The sequence below is a fragment of the Sorangium sp. So ce836 genome (genome assembly GCF_028553905.1).
Lineage (GTDB): Bacteria > Myxococcota_A > Polyangia > Polyangiales > Polyangiaceae > Sorangium > Sorangium cellulosum_D.
In genome coordinates, this window is sequence record NZ_CP102233.1 from 13,442,453 (window position 1) to 13,459,061 (window position 16,609).

Annotated in this window: 13 protein-coding genes; 4 read left to right on the forward strand and 9 right to left on the reverse strand. The window is 71.1% G+C overall.

All coding sequences use genetic code 11. The features are described from left to right. Positions 1 to 120: 120 nt before the first annotated feature. The 3 genes from NQZ70_RS49120 to NQZ70_RS49130 all read right to left on the reverse strand — a co-directional run bounded on the left by NQZ70_RS49120 (position 121) and on the right by NQZ70_RS49130 (position 3,341). A complete protein-coding gene (locus tag NQZ70_RS49120) occupies positions 121 to 699 on the reverse strand; it encodes a hypothetical protein (RefSeq protein WP_129580392.1) in 579 nt (192 codons plus the stop codon). Positions 700 to 968: 269 nt separating this feature from the next. Next, entirely contained in the window at positions 969 to 2,228 is a 1,260-nt protein-coding gene (locus NQZ70_RS49125) for a hypothetical protein (RefSeq protein WP_207217670.1), read from the reverse strand. A 162-nt stretch (positions 2,229 to 2,390) separates the two neighbouring features. Then, on the reverse strand, positions 2,391 to 3,341 hold the full coding sequence (locus NQZ70_RS49130) for a LysR family transcriptional regulator (RefSeq protein WP_275938190.1): 951 nt from the start codon (positions 3,339 to 3,341) through the stop codon (positions 2,391 to 2,393). Positions 3,342 to 3,415: 74 nt separating this feature from the next. Here NQZ70_RS49130 and NQZ70_RS49135 point away from each other — a divergent pair, with 74 nt between their 5' ends. Then, positions 3,416 to 4,663, forward strand: a complete 1,248-nt coding sequence (locus NQZ70_RS49135; protein WP_129580395.1) for an MFS transporter — start codon at positions 3,416 to 3,418, stop codon at positions 4,661 to 4,663. Positions 4,664 to 4,711: 48 nt separating this feature from the next. On the opposite strand, the gene NQZ70_RS49140 is transcribed toward NQZ70_RS49135, so the two are convergent. Beyond that, positions 4,712 to 5,803, reverse strand: coding sequence for an aldo/keto reductase (locus NQZ70_RS49140; RefSeq protein WP_129580396.1), 1,092 nt, complete (start codon positions 5,801 to 5,803; stop codon positions 4,712 to 4,714). A 264-nt stretch (positions 5,804 to 6,067) separates the two neighbouring features. Between NQZ70_RS49140 and NQZ70_RS49145 the strand changes: the two genes are divergently transcribed. Further along, positions 6,068 to 6,589 (forward strand): hypothetical protein, encoded by a 522-nt coding sequence (locus tag NQZ70_RS49145; RefSeq protein WP_129580397.1) that lies wholly within the window; start codon positions 6,068 to 6,070, stop codon positions 6,587 to 6,589. A 13-nt stretch (positions 6,590 to 6,602) separates the two neighbouring features. Here NQZ70_RS49145 and NQZ70_RS49150 read toward each other — a convergent pair whose 3' ends face one another. Together NQZ70_RS49150 and NQZ70_RS49155 are read right to left on the reverse strand one after the other, a co-directional pair. Beyond that, the gene (locus NQZ70_RS49150; protein WP_129580398.1) at positions 6,603 to 7,967 is read right to left on the reverse strand and encodes a DUF1552 domain-containing protein; all 1,365 of its coding nucleotides are present in this window, start codon (positions 7,965 to 7,967) and stop codon (positions 6,603 to 6,605) included. Further along, the gene (locus tag NQZ70_RS49155) at positions 7,964 to 9,745 is read right to left on the reverse strand and encodes a DUF1592 domain-containing protein (RefSeq protein ID WP_237244748.1); all 1,782 of its coding nucleotides are present in this window, start codon (positions 9,743 to 9,745) and stop codon (positions 7,964 to 7,966) included. Before NQZ70_RS49155 ends, NQZ70_RS49150 begins: the two co-directional genes overlap by 4 nt. A gap of 352 nt (positions 9,746 to 10,097) precedes the next feature. On the opposite strand from NQZ70_RS49155, the gene NQZ70_RS53650 reads away from it, so the two are divergent. After that, positions 10,098 to 10,421: a PQQ-binding-like beta-propeller repeat protein gene (locus NQZ70_RS53650; RefSeq protein ID WP_129580399.1), complete on the forward strand. Its 324-nt coding sequence runs from the start codon at positions 10,098 to 10,100 to the stop codon at positions 10,419 to 10,421. A gap of 21 nt (positions 10,422 to 10,442) precedes the next feature. Further along, positions 10,443 to 11,600, forward strand: a complete 1,158-nt coding sequence (locus tag NQZ70_RS49160) for a family 16 glycosylhydrolase (RefSeq protein ID WP_237244749.1) — start codon at positions 10,443 to 10,445, stop codon at positions 11,598 to 11,600. Positions 11,601 to 11,712: 112 nt separating this feature from the next. Here NQZ70_RS49160 and NQZ70_RS49165 read toward each other — a convergent pair whose 3' ends face one another. The 3 genes from NQZ70_RS49165 to NQZ70_RS49175 form a co-directional block, all read right to left on the reverse strand. Further along, positions 11,713 to 13,401, reverse strand: a complete 1,689-nt coding sequence (locus NQZ70_RS49165) for a DEAD/DEAH box helicase (protein ID WP_129580400.1) — start codon at positions 13,399 to 13,401, stop codon at positions 11,713 to 11,715. 80 nt (positions 13,402 to 13,481) lie between these two features. After that, positions 13,482 to 15,110 carry a DUF1592 domain-containing protein gene (locus NQZ70_RS49170; RefSeq protein WP_129580401.1) on the reverse strand — a complete coding sequence of 543 codons (1,629 nt, stop codon included), beginning with the start codon at positions 15,108 to 15,110 and terminating at the stop codon, positions 13,482 to 13,484. Next, the gene (locus NQZ70_RS49175) at positions 15,107 to 16,495 is read right to left on the reverse strand and encodes a DUF1552 domain-containing protein (protein WP_237244750.1); all 1,389 of its coding nucleotides are present in this window, start codon (positions 16,493 to 16,495) and stop codon (positions 15,107 to 15,109) included. The genes NQZ70_RS49170 and NQZ70_RS49175 overlap by 4 nt, the downstream gene beginning before the upstream one ends. Between the last annotated feature and the right edge of the window lie 114 nt (positions 16,496 to 16,609).

A 16,609-nucleotide genomic window follows, 5' to 3' on the forward strand; every position in this document is an offset into this window, starting at 1 on the left:
TCATCGGCCCGCCGAGGGCGCTGACCTCGGCTCTTGTGTCAGCATGTCAAGCCTTGGAAGCGATTCGGGGGTCGTGTCGCACAGCGCTGTGCCGCCGCGCCCTCGACCGCGCCGCGCGGCTCAGCCCAGGCGCTGCTGCAGGCGGTGCAGGTGGTGTTCCTCGCCGTTCAAGGTCAGCACCGCCATGAACCCGTTGCGCGCGAGCTCCTCCTCGAGCCTGAACTCGTGCGTCCCCGGGATAACCGAGGTGTCGACGATGCGCGCGATCTTCGGCGCCAGGGCGGCGCCGGGGTAGCTGTAAATCTCGAGGCGCAGCGCGCAGGCGCGCTCGATCGTCGCGCGCGCGACGAACGCGCCCGCGCCCTCCGTCACCGAGAAGGCGCTCCCGAGCTCTCCCTCGACGGAAGATCTCCTGAGCGCCCAGGCGATCTGCTGGCCCGCGATCGGGGCGTACACGTCCAGCACCATCACGTCCTTGTTCTGCTCCTTGAAGCGCGCGTGGAGGCGCGCCCGGGTGGCGGCGTCCACGCCGCCGCCGATGGTGATGAGGTCGAAGTCGCCGGCGTGGAACTCCGCGTCCGGCGACTCGCTCAACGTGCCGACGGCCGAGTGCCCCTGCTGGTTCAGCCCTGCCACGCCCCGCTCGAGGACATCGGCCCTCTTGCCGATGACCAGGATCCTCTTCGCTCTCGATGCCATGCTCTCTCCTCCTTCGCGCGCTGTCGGAACGCCGGCGGGGGCGCCCGGAGAGCAACGTGCAGCGTCGCCTCCGGCAGGCTGGACCTCCTGCCAATGGGTTGGAATGATTCTGCTCGTTTGTTGCACGCGCGCGCTGCGCGCCTCGTGCGCGGTCCGCAGCCGCTCAGCAGCCTATCGGACGCGAATGCATGCGTCGCGCGCTGCCCGGTCGCGCTCGGCGAGGAGGTGTTCATGTGCCGGTGTTCTGCGACGCGGCAGGACCAGCCACCTCACCGCTTTCGGCCTTCTGCTTCCGCGAGCGAGCGCGGTCGCTGGCGGCGACCGGTGACGACGTCGTCGATCAGCTCGAGCACGCCGCGCGTGATCGCGTCGGTGGGATCCAGGGACAGCGCAGCGTTCGCCTCGGCGAGCGCGCCCTCGACGTCTCCTGTCAGCAGGAGGATCACGGCCAGGTTGCAGCGCAGTCCGGCGTCCTCGGGCCGAAGCTCGATCGCGCGCCGGGCGATCGGCAGGGCGTCGCGCGCGCGATCGAGCTCCAGGTAGACGGCGCCGAGCTCGCGGCATCCGTCCGCCTGCTCGGGATCGATCGCGTGCGCGTGCTGCAGGGCGGCGAGCGCCGCGTCCAGCTCGCCGAGCCGCATCTCGACCTTGCCGAGCAACCAGAGGTTCGCGAACGCGCCCTTGCGCTCGGCGGCCTGCCGGAGCAGCGCCCGGGCTCGCTCCAGCGCGTCTCGATCCGCCGCCGCCAGCGGCTTCGACCGCGGTTCGAGCGCGAGGTGTCCGCTCATCTCGGCAGCCCGGGTGAAGAGTGCCCTCCCGTCGCGGAGATCGGCCGCGAGCGCCTCCGCTTCGGCGCGGACCGACGCTGGAAGCGCCGGGTCGCCGAGCAGCCCGTCCAGCACCTCGAACGCCTCGCGCTCCTTGCCGGTGAGCGCGAGGGCTCGCGCCAGAGGGACGCGCACCCCTGCGAGGCGGCGGTCGGGGTCGGCGTCTACCGCGCGCCGGAGCCAGCCCTCGGCCTCGGACCGGTGGCGCGCCTTCGCTTCCGGGCCGGTGGCCGCCTCGGCGCGCGCAGACGAGAGCTGGCCCAGATCGGCATAGCCAGGCGCGTAGCCAGGCCATGAGCCGATGATTCGTCGGAGCCAGAACTCCGCGTCGTCGAACTGCCCAGTCGACGCGTGCTCGGCCGCCACCCGCCCGTACTCCACCGACTCCTCGGCGCTGATGAACCGCGGCATCGCCGACCACCCGCACCGCCGGCACATCCATCCATCGACGGCCAGCGGGTACCGTCGCCAGATCTCGACCTGATCACCGCCGCCCGCGGTCGTGAACACGACCTTACGGAGCGGCCCGTCGCACCGCTCGCATGCCGCCATCTCCCTGCGGCCCGGCTCCCTCGGCTCCTGCGGGAACACCTTCGCGCGCTCGAGATCCCGCAAGATGACGCGGTCCTCCTCGAACGCGACGTCTCCGGTGCTCCTGTGAACGCCGAGAGCCGCGAGGACGCGATACCAGAGTGAGGTCAATGAGGGCATCAAGGAGTGGAGGTCTCCGCGTCGTAGTCCGCTCAGATCTCGTGACGTTTCGGCATGCGGTCCACGCTCCGCGATCGCCGTGACCGGACCGGAGACTACCCCGCGGGGTCGTGCATCGCCACGACGCATCGACCGCCGCGCGGGCCGGGCCGATCAGCCGCGCCGGGCCGCCGCGCCGTCGACCACCGCCGGCACGGACGCCCGCATCGCCTCGATGAAGCGCCGCAGCCGGGCCGGATAGAAGCGCGCGTGGGGGTAGACCAGGTAGACGGGCAGCGGATCCGCCTGCCACGCCGGCGCGAGGTGCACGAGCCGCCGCGCTGCCAGGTCGTCGGCGACCAGCCAGGACGAGGACACGCAGACGCCGAGGCCCATCAGCGCGGCGCTGTGCAGGGCGTACAGGCTGTCGGTGCTCATGCGCGGGCGGATCGCGAGCTCGATCCGTTCGCCGCCCGACGCGTGGGTCAGCGCGATCGTGTCGCGGTAATACGTGCGCAGCGAGAGCCAAGGCATGTCGGCCAGCGCCGATGGATGGTCCGGCGGCGCGGCCCGCCCCAGCACCGAGGGCGCGGCGGCCACGATGCGCGGCACCTCGGCCAGGCGGATCGCCACCACCGCCGGATCGGCCACCGCGCCGACCAGGATCGCGCAGTCGATGCCGTCGGCGATGAAGCTCGGCTGTCCGTCGCGCAGCAGCCACTCGACCGAGACGCGCGGGTAGCGGCGCAGGTAGTCGGCGAGCGGCTTGACCAGCTGGTGCTGGCCAAAGGCGTGCGGCACGACCACGCGCAGCGTCCCGTCGGGCTGGTCGCGGTCGCCCCGCAGGTCCGACTCGAGCGCCTCCAGGCTCGCCAGCAGCGCCTTGGCCCGCTCGAAGCAGCGCTCGCCGTCCTCGGTCAGCTTCATCGTGTGCGTGGAGCGCTGCAGCAGCGGCAGGCCCAGCGAGCGCTCCAGCGCCTGCAGGCGGCGGCTCACGGTGGGCTGCGTCGTCCCCAGCTGGGTGGCCGCGGCCGACAGGCTCCCTGCCTCGACGATCCTGACGAACGTCTGCAGCAAGGCGACGCGGTCCATCGACGAGGGGGAGGGCGGCGCCGGCCTGGTCATGCGTCGAGCGTATAACCATCGTGCGTCCCACGCCACTACAGCGCCGGAACGACGCTTCCCATACTGCGTGCACCATGCAAGCCATTCCGCTGACGCATACAACCCCTGCGCTCCAGCCGGCGCCCGCCGCGTCCGCGGCGCCCCTGCCCGCCGCCCTGGTGCTGCTGCTGGCCACCGGGGCGGGCCTGGCCGCGGCCTCGCTCTACTACAGCCAGCCCATGCTCGGCGTGCTCGGGGCCGACCTCGGCGCGGGCGGCCGCGCGCTCGGCCTCGTGCCCACGCTGGCCCAGCTGGGCTATGCGCTGGGCATCCTGCTGCTTGCGCCGCTCGGCGACCGCTACGATCGGCGGCGCATCATCCTGGCCAAGGCGGCCGTGCTGGCGGCCGCGCTGCTGCTCGGCGGCGCCGCTCACGGCATCGGCGCGCTGCTGGTCGCCAGCCTGATCACCGGCCTGACCGCGACCCTGGCGCAGGACATCGTGCCCGCCGCCGCGGCGCTCGCCCCCGAGGCGGACCGCGGCAAGGTCGTCGGCACCGTCATGACCGGCCTGCTGCTGGGCATCCTGCTGTCCCGCGTGGTCAGCGGCTTCGTGGCGGAGCATTTCGGCTGGCGCACGGTGTTCGTCGCCGCCGCGGCCAGCATCGCCCTGCTGGGCGCGGCGATGTGGCGCGGCCTGCCGCGCTTTCAGCCGACCACGCAGCTGAGCTACGCCGCGCTGCTCGGCTCCTTGGCCGAGCTGTGGAAGCGCCACGGCGCCTTGCGGCGCGCGGCGCTGGCCCAGGGGCTGCTGGCGGTGGGGTTCAGCGCGTTCTGGTCCACGCTCGCCGTGATGCTGCACGGCGCGCCGTTCCACCTCGGCAGCGCGGCGGCGGGGGCCTTCGGCCTGGCCGGCGCGGCCGGCGCGGTGGCGGCCCCGCTGGCCGGCCGCATCGCCGACCGCCGCGGGCCCGAGCGGGTGACGCGCATGGGCGCCGCGCTCTCGGTCGTGGCCTTCGCCGCCATGGCGCTGTCGCCCTTGCTGTCGGCGCACGGGCGGCTGTGGCTGCTCGGCGCCAGCGCCGTCGCCTTCGACTTCGGCATCCAGGCCGCGCTCGTGGCGCATCAGACCATCGTTTACGGCATCGAGCCCGGCGCGCGCAGCCGCCTCAACGCCGTGCTCTTCGTCGGCATGTTCGTCGGCATGGCCCTCGGCGCCGCGCTGGGCAGCGCGCTCCTCGCCCAGTGGGGCTGGCTCGCGGTGACGGCGCTCGCCTCGTCGACGGCGGCCGGCGCGCTCCTCGTCCGGCTCTGGCCGGCGGCGCGCCGGGCGCCGCGCGCGTGATCGCGCGCGACGGTCGACTCCCGAGGTCCGGCCTGCGCGTGGAGCGGCTCAGTAGTGATCGCCGCGCCGTTGCGGCAGGATCGGCGAGAGCTGCGACGCCTCACCGTTGATCGTGGTCCCGCCGCCGTAGACCGCCGGCGCGTGCCGCAGAAAAGGGATGGGGAACGGCAGCTGCGGCGCGGAGGCCGCATCGAGCGCCGCGACCTGCTCGGCCGTCAGCGTCACCTCGAGCGCCTGCAAATTGTCCTCGATGTGCGCGATGGTGCGTCCTCCGATGATGGTCGACCCCACGCCGGGCTGCGAGCGCACCCAGGCCAGGGCCACGCGGGGCACCGTGGTGTCCAGCTCCTTGGCGATGCGGGCGAGCACATCGACGATCTCGTAGTCCCTCTCCTGCACCCGTCCGGCGACCATGGCGGCGCGGCCTCCGGTCACCTTGCCGGCGTTCTCCCGGGTGTACTTCCCGCTCAGCCGACCGCTCGCCAGCGGCGACCACGGCACGACGCCCAGCCCCAGCTCCCGCGCCATGGGGATGAGCTCACCCTCGACGGTGCGCTCGGCGAGCGAGTACTCGATCTGCAGCGCGATGAACGGCGTCCACCCGCGGAACTGCGCGAGCAGCTGCGCCTGCGCGACCTTCCACGCCGGAGCATCCGAGATGCCGAGATAGCGGACCTTCCCCGCCTGCACGAGGTCGTGCATCGCGGCGGCGGTCTCCTCGATGGGCGTGTGCTTGTCCCAGATGTGCAGGTAGTAGAGGTCGATGTAATCGGTGCGCAGGCGGCGCAGGGACTGCTCGCAGGCCGCGACGATCGCCTTTCGGTTCGCGCCGCCGCCGTTGGGGTCGCCCGGGTAGAGGTTGCCGCTGAACTTCGTGGCGATGACCACCCGGTCGCGCTTCTCCCGGTCGTGCGCCAGGTGGTCGCCGATGATCTTCTCGGAGTGGCCGCGCATGTAGAAGTTGGCGGTGTCGATGAAGTTGCCGCCGAGCTCGAGGTACCGGTCGATGATCTGCTCCGACTCCTTCACGCTCGAGCCGAAGCCGGGGCCGAGGTCTTCGCCGAACGTCATCGCGCCCAGGCAGAAGGGGCTGACGCGGAGGCCTGAGCGGCCGAGGGTGACGTAGTGATTCAGGGGCATGGGCTCTCTCCGTGGGCTTCCCCGCTCGCAAGTCCGCAGGATCGCGGTTGCGCAGGAGGGTCTTGGTTGAGCTAGACGGAACATCGTTCCGTTTCTGCCGAGATCAATACGGAACGATGTTCCGTTTGTCAAGGAGCCGGGGATGATTGCTCGTGAGAGGAGATGGTGCGCACGCCGTCTCCCAGGGCTCGCCGCGCGTTCGCCATCGATCACGAAGGCGCTTCCGCGCGCGGGCGGCCGCCGCTTTCGTCTATCCTGGTCGCCATGATCAAGCCCAGCAGGAGCGGCCGAGCTGCGCCGGCGGACGAGGTGTTCGCCGCGAGGAGGCGCAAGCCGGTACCGCACGAGTTCGTGCTCGAGGCGCTGGCCCCGCTGGGGCCCGAGACGCGGCCGATGTTCGGCTGCGTGGCGGTCTATGTCGAGGACAAGATCGTCTTCGCCCTGCGCGACAAGCCCGCGCCGTTGCAGGACAACGGCGTCTGGCTCGCCACGACGGAGGAGCACCACGCCGCCTTGCGCGCGGAGTTCCCGAACATGCGGAGCATCGCGGTGCTCGGGCGCGCGGTGACGGGCTGGCAGGTGCTCCCGGCGGACGCGCCCGATTTCGAGGAGGCCGCCCTGCGCGCGTGCGCGCTCATCCGGGCGGGCGATCCGCGCATCGGGAAGGTGCCGGGCGAGCGGCGAAAGCGGGTCGAGGCGCCGGCGAAGAAGGCGGCGGTGAAGAAGGCGGCGGTGAAGAAGGCGCCGGCGAAGAAGGCGCCGGTGAAGACGCGCCGCCCCGGATGACTCCTCCCCCTGCTCAGGTGAGCGGCAGGGCGCCCCCGGTGTTCAGCACGCCCTCGCCGAAGCTCGTCATGTCGTCGAAGCCCATGTAGTGGAAGCAGCTCACGAGCATGTCGGCGAAGGAGCGTTTGCCCTTGAAGTCGAGCAGCCGCCCGCGCCGGAAGTGGTCGTGCGCCTTGCCCGCGAGGACGACCAGGCTGTCCTCGATGCTGTGGGTGTCGCCCTGCCCGAGCTCGTTCCAGTGCACGACGAGCGTGTGATCCCAGAGCGTGCCGTCGCCGTCGCTCGTGCTCTTCAAGATCTCGTAGAGCTTCGTGTTCTGCTGCCAGAGGTGCTTGTGGATCTTGCGGATGTCGGCGAACGCGGCGGCGTCGCTGTTGTGCGAGATGTCGTGGTGCCCCTCGCTGAGGCCCAGGTTCGAGTAGACCCGATTGCTGGTGTTGCCGCTCCAGTTGAAGTTCACCACGCGCGTCAGATCGCAGGCGAACGCCAGGGCGCTGATCTTGAAGAACAGCTCGCCGATGATCGCGTGGTTGTCGTCGGCGTAGGGGTTGAGCTTCTCGCCGAGCGGGGTCTGCACGCACGCGGCCGCGCCGTTGCCGGTCTGGAGCGCGCGCTCGACGTCGCGGATCGACTCGAGGTGCTGCTGGATCTTGGCGCGGTCCTCGGCGCCGAGCCGGGTGAGCAGGGAGTTGCCCTCCTCGCGCACCAGATCGAGGGCCGACTGCCGCTTCGCCAGGCGCCTCAGCACCTCCTGCTGCGCGGCCTGGTCGTCGGACGTGAAGGCGAAGATGCGGGCGTAGGCCGCGTACGGGTCGGTCTCCGGCGGGATCGGGGTCTGCTTGCCCACGGGCCCCGCGTGAGAATGCGTGTTCCAGATGTCGTTCCACTTGTCCCCGACGCGGAACACGAGGTGCCGGTGCGCGACGCGCTCGTCGGCTTCCAGCACGCGGCCGCCGATCGCGTGGTCGGCGCTCGGCCCCTCCACGTAACCGATGGTGCTCTCGGTGCCGCCGATCGGGAACGACCCGGTGCCGGACTTCCACGGCGCGAGCGAGCTGCCGCCCTGCTGGTGGTTGTCGGCCCGCGCGTCCTCCGGCAGATCGTAGAAGCGCTTGTGCAGGTTGTTGAGGAAGACGAGATCCTCGCGGTACGGCTCGAGCGGGGAGAGGAACTCGCCGAGCTCGAAGCTCGTCTCGCCGGCGGCGCTGAAGCGCTTCGCCGTCTCGTCGCCGTTCGCCTGGAAGACGAACATGATGCGACGCGGGGACTGCGCCGGCTGGGCGCGCGCGCGGCTCGACCGCATGGCATCGAGGAACGGGAGCGCGAGCGCAACTCCGGATGCGCCACGCAGGAAGGTACGGCGGCTCAGCGGTTTCATGGTCTCTCCGGGTGGATCACGGGGCGGTAGCGGAAGGCGTCCGTTCGCGTGAGCGCGACGACGAGCTCGGACAGGCTGTAGCCGCTCTCCTGGAAGGCGACCGAGAGCGCCGCCATCGAGCAGCGATCGGCGTCGGTCCGGTCGCGGCCGTAGAAGAAGCGGAAGTTCTGCAGCACGTAGCAGGCGCGCGCCTCCTCGCTCTCTGCGAGGCGCTGGCCCAGCTCGGCGGCGTTCGCCACGGGGCCGTTGACGTCGCGCGTGTACGCGATGGTGCTGGAGGTGTCGACCGGCTTGCCGCCCTCGTCCGTGGTGCGGAAGCGGCCCACGGCGTCGAACGACTCGAACACCACGCCGATGGGATCCATCATCTGGTGGCACCCCGCGCAGCTCGGATCGGTGCGGTGGCGCTCGAGGCGCTCGCGCTGCGAGAGCCCCTCTCCGAGCCCCTCGAGATCGAGCTGCACGTCGTTGGGCGGCGCCGGCACGAGCCCGCACAGGAGATCGGTGCGCACCTTGAGGCCGCGCCGGACGATGGAGGTGCGCGTCGCCTTGTCGCGCGTGAGCAGCATGCCCTGGGTCAGCACGCCCGAGCGGCCGGGCATGTCGACCCTGACGAAGTCGTCGCCGCTCACCCCATCCACGCCGTAGTGCCGCGCGAGCGCGCCGTTCACGAAGCTGTGGTCGGCGGTGAGGAGCTCGCCGAACGAGCCGCCCGGGTCCGCGAACACGCTCATCACGAAGGTGCGCGTCTCCTCTTGCAGCAGGGCGGGCAGGCCGGACACGAGGTCCGGATACACCGCGGGATCGCGGGTCATGCCGCTCAGCAGGTCGATGTCGAGCCACTGGTCGAAGTACTCGAACAGGCGATCGGCCTTTGGATCGGCCAGCATGCGCCGCACCTGGGCCTCGATCTGGTCCGGCGTGCCGAGCTCGTCCGCGGCCGCGGCGCGCGCGAGCTCCTCGTCGGGCTGCGATTGCCAGAGCAGGTACGAGAGCCGCGAGGCCATCTCGTACGGCGTGGGCTCGGTGACGTCCCCCGCGCTCTCCTTCCCGAGCTCGACGCGGTAGAGCACGTTGGGCGACTGCAGCATGCTGAAGACGACCCACTCGATGCCGTCCTGGAAGGTGTACCCGTCCGCGCCCGCGGTGAAGCGCTCCTCGTAGCTCTGGACCTCGGCCTCGGTGAGCGGCCTCCGGTACGCCCTGGCGCCGAAGGTGCGGATGAAGTCGCGCGCGCACTCGAGCTCACCGAGCGCCGCCGGATCGCAGGAGACCAGGCCCGGCGCCTTGGCCGCGACGGCGGCGATCTGCTCCGCGGCGTCGAGGTACTTCTGCGCGACGAGCGAGCCGACGGTCAAGAAGCCCGCGTTGTTGCGGAAGCCGAGCGACTCGGGCTCGTTCGGGAACGTGGCGACCGCCGCGTCGATGGTGGAGGCCACGCCCGGGACGCCGGCGAAGAGATCCTTCAGCGTGTTCGTGTACTCGTCGTTGCTGAGGCGGCGGAGCGGCGCCGCGCCGGGCTGCGGCGTCTGGCAGAAGGGCGAGGCCAGCACGTCCTCCGGGGGCTGGCCGCCCTCGGGCGCGCCCACGCCGCCGCTCCCGGGGCCGGGCCCCGTGTCCTCACCGGGCCCGCCGATCTGGCCGTTGCACGCCGCGACGAGCGCGAGCAAGAGCGGAGCCGCGTACCTGAATCGTGAGCCGGTGAGCTCGAAAGGAAAGCGATGCGTGTGTTGCTCGGGGTTCACCGTCTCCTCCACGCCGCGTCCGAAGAAAGGCACGAATTGATGCGAGCGCCGACCACAGGGGTCGACGCCGGCACGGGTTCACGACGCTGCGACGCGACAGCGACGAGAGGAGAACGTACCAGAGCCCGCCCGGTCAGGCACACGCCACGGATCGATCGCGAACACTTTTGTCCTCCAATGACTCACTCGTTCATCCAATTTCTTTACTATCGCTGTGCTTTTTGAATCTCCACGGCAACTGCGCGCGTCGCCTCGCGCGGCGCAGGACATCGCCGCGATAGTAAGATGTTTTAACGAACTGTCATTCACCCCTCGCCGGCGGCTCCTGGGTCGACGGTCCTGGGCGGCGCGGTGTCAGCGCCTGGATGCCGCCGCGGCGGTGGCCATGACGAGGCGCCGGGGTAGAACTGCTCGAGCACGTCATGCAGCTTGGGCGAGCGCGGGAACACCGCCTCGACCACCGGACCGTGTCGCAGCCCGCCGCGGCGAAGCGCGTGTCCTCGCGCATGTTGCCGACGGCGGCCGCGTGTACGCGGGCGTCTCCTCGCGAGAGGCGCTCTCCGCGGTGGACGACGGATATCCGTGCTGTGCGTTACGCGGCCGCTTGGTCGCGCTCGACGCGGTGACTGGGGAGCTCCTGTGGCGGGCCTACCTTAGCACGGACCACGGCCAAGGCGCCAGCTTCCCCCACATAACCGGCTTATGTTAGCGTTCTCATGGAGGTTCCACCATGCTTATGAAATTCCGTGTGGGTGCGATGCTCGCTGCTGCCTCGCTGGCGCTCGCGGTGAGCTCGACCGCGGTCGCGAAGCCTTACAAGGGAGGAGAGCTCTACACGACCCAGGGCCAGCTCCACGGTCGTATCGAGGTGCGCATGCGCATGGCGCGCGGGAGCGGCATCCTGTCGACCTTCTTCACCTACAAGGACGGCTCCGAGATGTCCGGCGCGTTCTGGGAGGAGATCGATATCGAGGTCTTCGGAAAGGACAACGCCCGGAGCTGGCAGTCCAACATCATCACCGGCATGGGCACGAGGGTGACGTCGGAGCAGGTCCACACGGCGGCCGCCTCCCTCGCGGACGCCTATCACACCTACACGCTGGAGTGGACGCCGGACTACGTCTCCTGGAGCATCGACGGGGTGCAGATCCGGAAGGCGACGGGCGCGCAGGTGGCCGCCCTGACGAACCCCCAGTCCTTGCGCTTCAACCTGTGGTCCTCCGATGCCACCGAGTGGGTCGGACCGTTCGACGATTCCGTCCTCCCGCAGCACCAGTTCGTCAACTGGATCAAGTACTATCGTTACAACAATGGAAGCTTCGAGCTCGCGTGGCAGGACGATTTCGACTCCGTGGACAGCGGGCGATGGGGCAAAGCGGACTGGACGTTCGACGGTAACCGCGTGGACTTCGACCCGCGGAACGTGACGGTGAAGGACGGCACGCTGGTGCTGTCGCTGACACGGGAGGGCCAGACCGGGTTCACCGGAGCTGTGCCCCGCGATGAGGACACCGGGCCAGGCACCGGCGCGGGCGGGGGCGGCGCGGGCGGGGCGGGGACGACGACCTCCTCCTCCTCCGCGAGCGGCGCGGGCGGGGCGGAGACGGCGACCTCCTCCTCCGCGGGCGGCGCGGGCGGGGCGGGGACGACGACCTCCTCCTCCGCGGGCGGCGCGGGCGGGGAGGCGCCGGCCGCCACCTCCTCCGTGGGCAGCGGCGCACCGGGCGAGGGAGGTGCGGGCGGCGGAACGACGCCGGACGAGGGGTCCTCCGACGGAGGTTGCGGGGTCGCCGTCGCCGGGGCCGGCGCCACGGCGAGCTCGTGGGCCGCGGCGCTCGTCGTGGGGCTCTCCGCCCTGGCGATGCGACGGCGCCGGAACCGCGGCTGACCTCCGGCCAGCCGGGCGGCCCGACGCTGGAAAGCGCAGACGTGGCGCGCGGGTCCGTCGAGGGCTCGCCCCGCCGCGTCGCCGCCGACCCCGTCGCGCCGGGGCGAGCGGCTCATCGCCCCTCGCGCGGCGCGGTGACCCTCGCCCACACCGCTAGTATCATGGCCTGTTCCATGGTGCTCGGCGGGGGATGGCCCCTCGGGGGCTCGGCGGGCAATGGCACCGGGGGCTTTCCCCTGCGCCATGGCGCGTCGTGGCGCGCCGAGGCCCCGGCCGCGGGGCCGCGGCGCGCGACCTCGTAATCGACGGCGGCCACCGCCTCCTCGAGGGTCGAGAAGCGCTCGACGAGCTTGCCATCCAGCAGGACGTGCCACCGCTTCCCGCGACCGCCGCGGGCGAGGACGGCGACCTCGCTGATCGCTCCGGGCTTCCTCTCGAAATGGAGCGCGAGGCCGAAGCGGCCGAGCGACACCCACGCATTGCGCGAGATGGCCAGCACCTCGGGGTCGACGCGCAGGCTCAGGGGATCGAAGCGCGCGGCGCGCTCCTGGATCTCGCGCAGCGTGATGCGGCCCGCCTCGACCTCGAACCCCGGGTAATCGAAGGTCACCTGCCGGTAGAAGCGGCTCGCCTCGGCGGCGTCCCTGCCCTCGAGATCGAGGTCGCGAGGCATGCCGAAGAGCGAGGGGAGCGTGCACAGCTTCAGCGAGGAGAGGTCGACGAAATCGAGGATGAGGCAATCCTTCTTGCCCGGATGGAGGCGGGTGCCGCGCCCGACGCACTGGGCATAGAGCCCCTCCGAGCGGGTGGGGCGGGCCATCGCGACGCAGGAGACGCCAGGGTCGTCGAAGCCCTCGGTGAGGACAGCGACGTTGGTGAGCACCTGGACGCGCTCTTCCCGGAAATCGGCGAGGATCCGGCCGCGGAGGTCGGACGGCATGTCGCCGTGGACGTAGGCGGCCCGGACGCCGAGGTGGTTGAGCGCCTTGGAGAGATTCCTGGCGTGCGCCACGGTGACGCAGAACGCGATGGTGCGCCGGTCGCGGGCGAGCTCTTGAATGGATCGGGCGACGAGCGCGTTGCGCTCCTCCAGGTCGACGGCCTCCTCGAGCTCGTCCGTGGCGAAGTCGAGGCCGCCCGCGTCGAGGCGGGAGAGGTCCGTGGCGGTGGCGACGCGATAGCCGGTGAGGGGGGCAAGGTAGCCGTCCGCGATCATCTCGGGGAGCGTGCGGCTGTAGACGATCGCCTCGAAGACGTCGTCGAGGCCTTTGCCGTCGCCGCGGGCCGTCGTCGCGGTGAACCCGAGGAGGGTGCCGGTCCACGCGGGGTCGAAGGCGCCGAGCTGGCGGAGGACGCGGCGGTTGTCCTCGGCGGGGGCGTGGTGGCATTCGTCGTAGATCACGAGGCCGATATCGCGGCCACGGGTGACCTGCTCGAGCCGCTTCTCGTGGAGGGAGCGTATCGAACAGACGATGACGCGCGCGTCCGCCGAGGCGCGGAGCTCGCCCTGCTCGACGGCGACCGTGGCCTGCCCGCCGAGGGCGCGCTCGATCTTGTCCTTGGCCTGGAAGAGGAGCTCTTCGCGGTGGGCGAGGACGAGGACCTGTCGCCTGGCGAGGCGGGCGAGATGGGAGAAGACGACGGTCTTGCCAGCGCCGGTGGGGAGGCACACGACCATGCGTCGGACGCCGCGCCTGCGGGCCGCGAGGACCGCGTCGATGGCGGCGCGCTGGTAAGGGCGCAGGGCGGGCGCGCCGGGGCCCATCGGCGCTGAGGCGGTCGTGAGGGTGGCGCTGGTCATGAGCTCTCGTGCTGGCGTCGCGCCAGCATAGCCCGAGGCCCGTGTCCGTGCCGTCACGGCGCGGGCCCGCTCCGCGCGGGCTACTCCCGGCGGACGCGGGCGCGCATGTGCTCGGTGCCCGCGAGCTGGGCGAAGTACTCGACGAGGCCGATCTGCCCGTTCATGAGGCCCTGCTGGACCTCGCTGATGGCGCACTCGGCCCCGAGCGCCCCGCCGTAGGCATAGGCCGCTCCGAGCTTGCTCACGCACTCGGTCACCTCGGGCGAGGCGGCGAGCGTCTCGGCCAGGCCCGTTGCGCCGACGACAGGCCGCTTCTCGCCCGCGACGGCGACGTAGCCCGAGTCGTCGATGGCGAGGCCGCCCTCGTCGGCGCGGTAGCGCCCCGTCTCGTCGAAATGCTCGAGCGCGAAGCCCGCCGGATCGAACGACGCGTGGCACCCATTGCAGGCTTCGGCGGAGATGTGAATCTCCTCGTAGCGCGCGCGCGTCGTCGTCTTCCCCGGATCGGGCTTGGTGATCGCCGGGATGTTCTCCGGCGGCGGGGGGACGTCGCCGCAGAGGAGCCGCTCGAAGACGAGCAGTCCGCGGTGGGTCGGCGATGAGCCGTCCATGCGCGAGTTCCCCGCGAGGATGGAGCCCTGGGCGAGCAGCCCGACGCCCCACTCCGCCGGCCGATCCACGCGCTGGAAGGCCGCGCCGGCGACGTTGCCGTACCCGTAGAACGTCGAGAGCCGGTCGTTGAGGAAGGTGTAGGGCGCGGTCAAGAGCTCGGCCACGCCGGCGCCGCGGGTGTAGAGGACCTCCTCGAGGAAGAGGCGTGTCTCTTCCTGCATGAAGCCCCCATAGGTGCTGAAGTCGGGGAGGTTCTCCTTCGCGATACCGTTCACCTTCCCGTAGCTGAGCCACTGCTGCAGGAAGCGGCTCATCGCCTCGTGGCCGCGCGGCGAGCGGAGGAGCGCGCGCGCCTCCTCGACGAGCGCCTCCGGCGAGCCGAGCTCCCCGCGCGCCGCCTTGTCGAGCAGCTCGGGCGTGGGCGTCGTGCCCGTGTAGTCGTAGGCGAGCGCCGTCGCGAGCTCGTGCTGGGACAGCTCGTAGCGGCCGCCGTTCGGGGTGCCGATCTCCGAGCGGTAGAACGCATGGGGCGACTGGATCATGGAGACCAGCGTCCACTTGAGCCCGACGCGGAAATCGGACTTCCCGCTCACCGAGGCGTGGAGCGCCAGGAGCTCGCCCTTCTCCTCCTCGCTCACCGGCCGGCGGAACAGCCGCAGCCCGTACCGGGTGACGAACTCGGCGGCGCACTCGGGGCCAGGCTGCGTCGCCGCGCACGGGAGCGAGGTGGCCAGCCTGGCCTCGGCGGTCACGATGTCGGCGACGTCCTCCGCCGTGCCCAGCAGCTCCTTCGCGGTCTGGACGCCGACCTGCAGGGCCTGGGCGTCGTTGGTGAAGCCGAGCTCCGACGTCGGGTCCGTGCCCAGCCGGACGCCCGACCACGCCGCCGCGCCGAGCTCGGGGAAGATGTCGCGGAGGCTGTTCTCCAGCTCCAGCACGGAGAGCCGCCGCAGCACCGGAGCGCCGACCTGCGCCTGCTCGCACGAGCTGCCGTCGACGACAGGGCCCTTCTCGGGGTCGTCCCCGCCCGCGTCACCGACGCACGCGAGGAGCGATGACGCCGCTCCGGCGAGCACCCACGTTTGCCAGCGATTCATGACTTCAGCTCCTGGATCGGCTGCACGCCGTGCGCGCCGATCTGCTTGATGGAAACGCCCATGGCATCGCCGAGCGTGGCCAGCATGTTGACGTGGTCGGTGTCGACGTCGACGACGCCGCGGCTCGCGATGCGGCCGCCGGCGTTGCCGATCAGGATCGCCGGCAGATAGGAGTGGACGATCTGGTTCCCGAGATAGACGTCGTGGACCTCGGAGTTGTGATCGGCGCCGTCGCCGATCTCGCTGCACACGTAGACGAGCGAGTTGTGGAGGACGGTGTTGCCGGGATCGAGCGGGTCGGGCTGGTCGAGGACGGTGAGCAGCTTCTCCGCGAGGCGCGCGAAGAACCAGCCCTGGACCGCCGCGAACTCCTTGCGACCGGGCGGCTCGCGGGAGTGGGACGTCGTCCCGTGGTAGGGGCTCGCGCTCCCGGGGCCGCCGGTGAAGCTCATGGGGAGATCGCAGTTGACCCACAGGTTCTGCATCGTGACGACGCGCGCGGTGCCGCACACCATCGCGCTCGCGGCGACCTCGAGGTGCGCGTCGATGACCCTCCGCAGGTTCTCCTGCTCGAAGACGCTCTTGCCCGAGAGCGCGTCGAGCGCGGGCAGCGCCGGCCGCTCGCTGCAGCCGTTCACGACCGGCCTGTCGGCCGCGGCCTTGAGCGAGCGCACCGACTCGAGGTGCACCGCGAGCTTGCTCTGCTCGCGCGTGAGGCCCGAGAGCGCGCGCTGCATCTTCTCGAGCTGCCGCTCGGTGAGCCCGAGCGCCTCGTTGCGGAAGGCCGCCTCGTCCGCCGCCTGCGGGCCTCCGCCCTGCTGCCCGCCGCCGACGGCCCCGAGCATCTCCGCGGCCGCGGCCGCGGGGTCCTCGATGGGGCGCACCCAGACGCCCCCGTGCCTGATCAGGTAGGAGTTCTTGTCGAACCCCGTCCCGTCCTGGTTCCTCGGATACGGGTTGGCGCCGAGGTTGTAGGCCTCGACGCCGAGCGCCTGCGCGATGGTATGGTCGACGGAGTCGGCCCCCGCGCCGTCCTTCACGCCGGTGAGCACGCCGGCGACCGCCTCGTGGTTGCGGAAGCCGTTGATGCCGAGCCCGCGGCAGACATTGACGTATTTCCCGAAGGGCGCGAGCGCCGACAGGACCGTTGAGCCCTTCAGGAAGTCCGCGCCAGGTGAGCCGTACGGCTCGGCATACTCCATGGGCATGCCATGGGGGACGAAATAGATGAACAGCCGGACCGGCGCCGCGCTCGGCTCGGCCAGCGCCAGGTTGCTCATCCGGAAGGCGAGCGGCGCCGCGATTCCGGCGCCGAGCGCCTTCAAGAAGACGCGGCGCCCCAGCGCGAGGTCGCTCTTTTGGTGTTTCTTGGCAAGAGAACGCATCTCGTCGTCTCCATTCGGGCAAAGCAAGAAAGCCCCGTGGATGATCGTCGTACCGTCGTTTTGTTGCGGTGACGGTAAGAAAGGAAGTTTGGTGTGAGAATTATCTCACGGTCG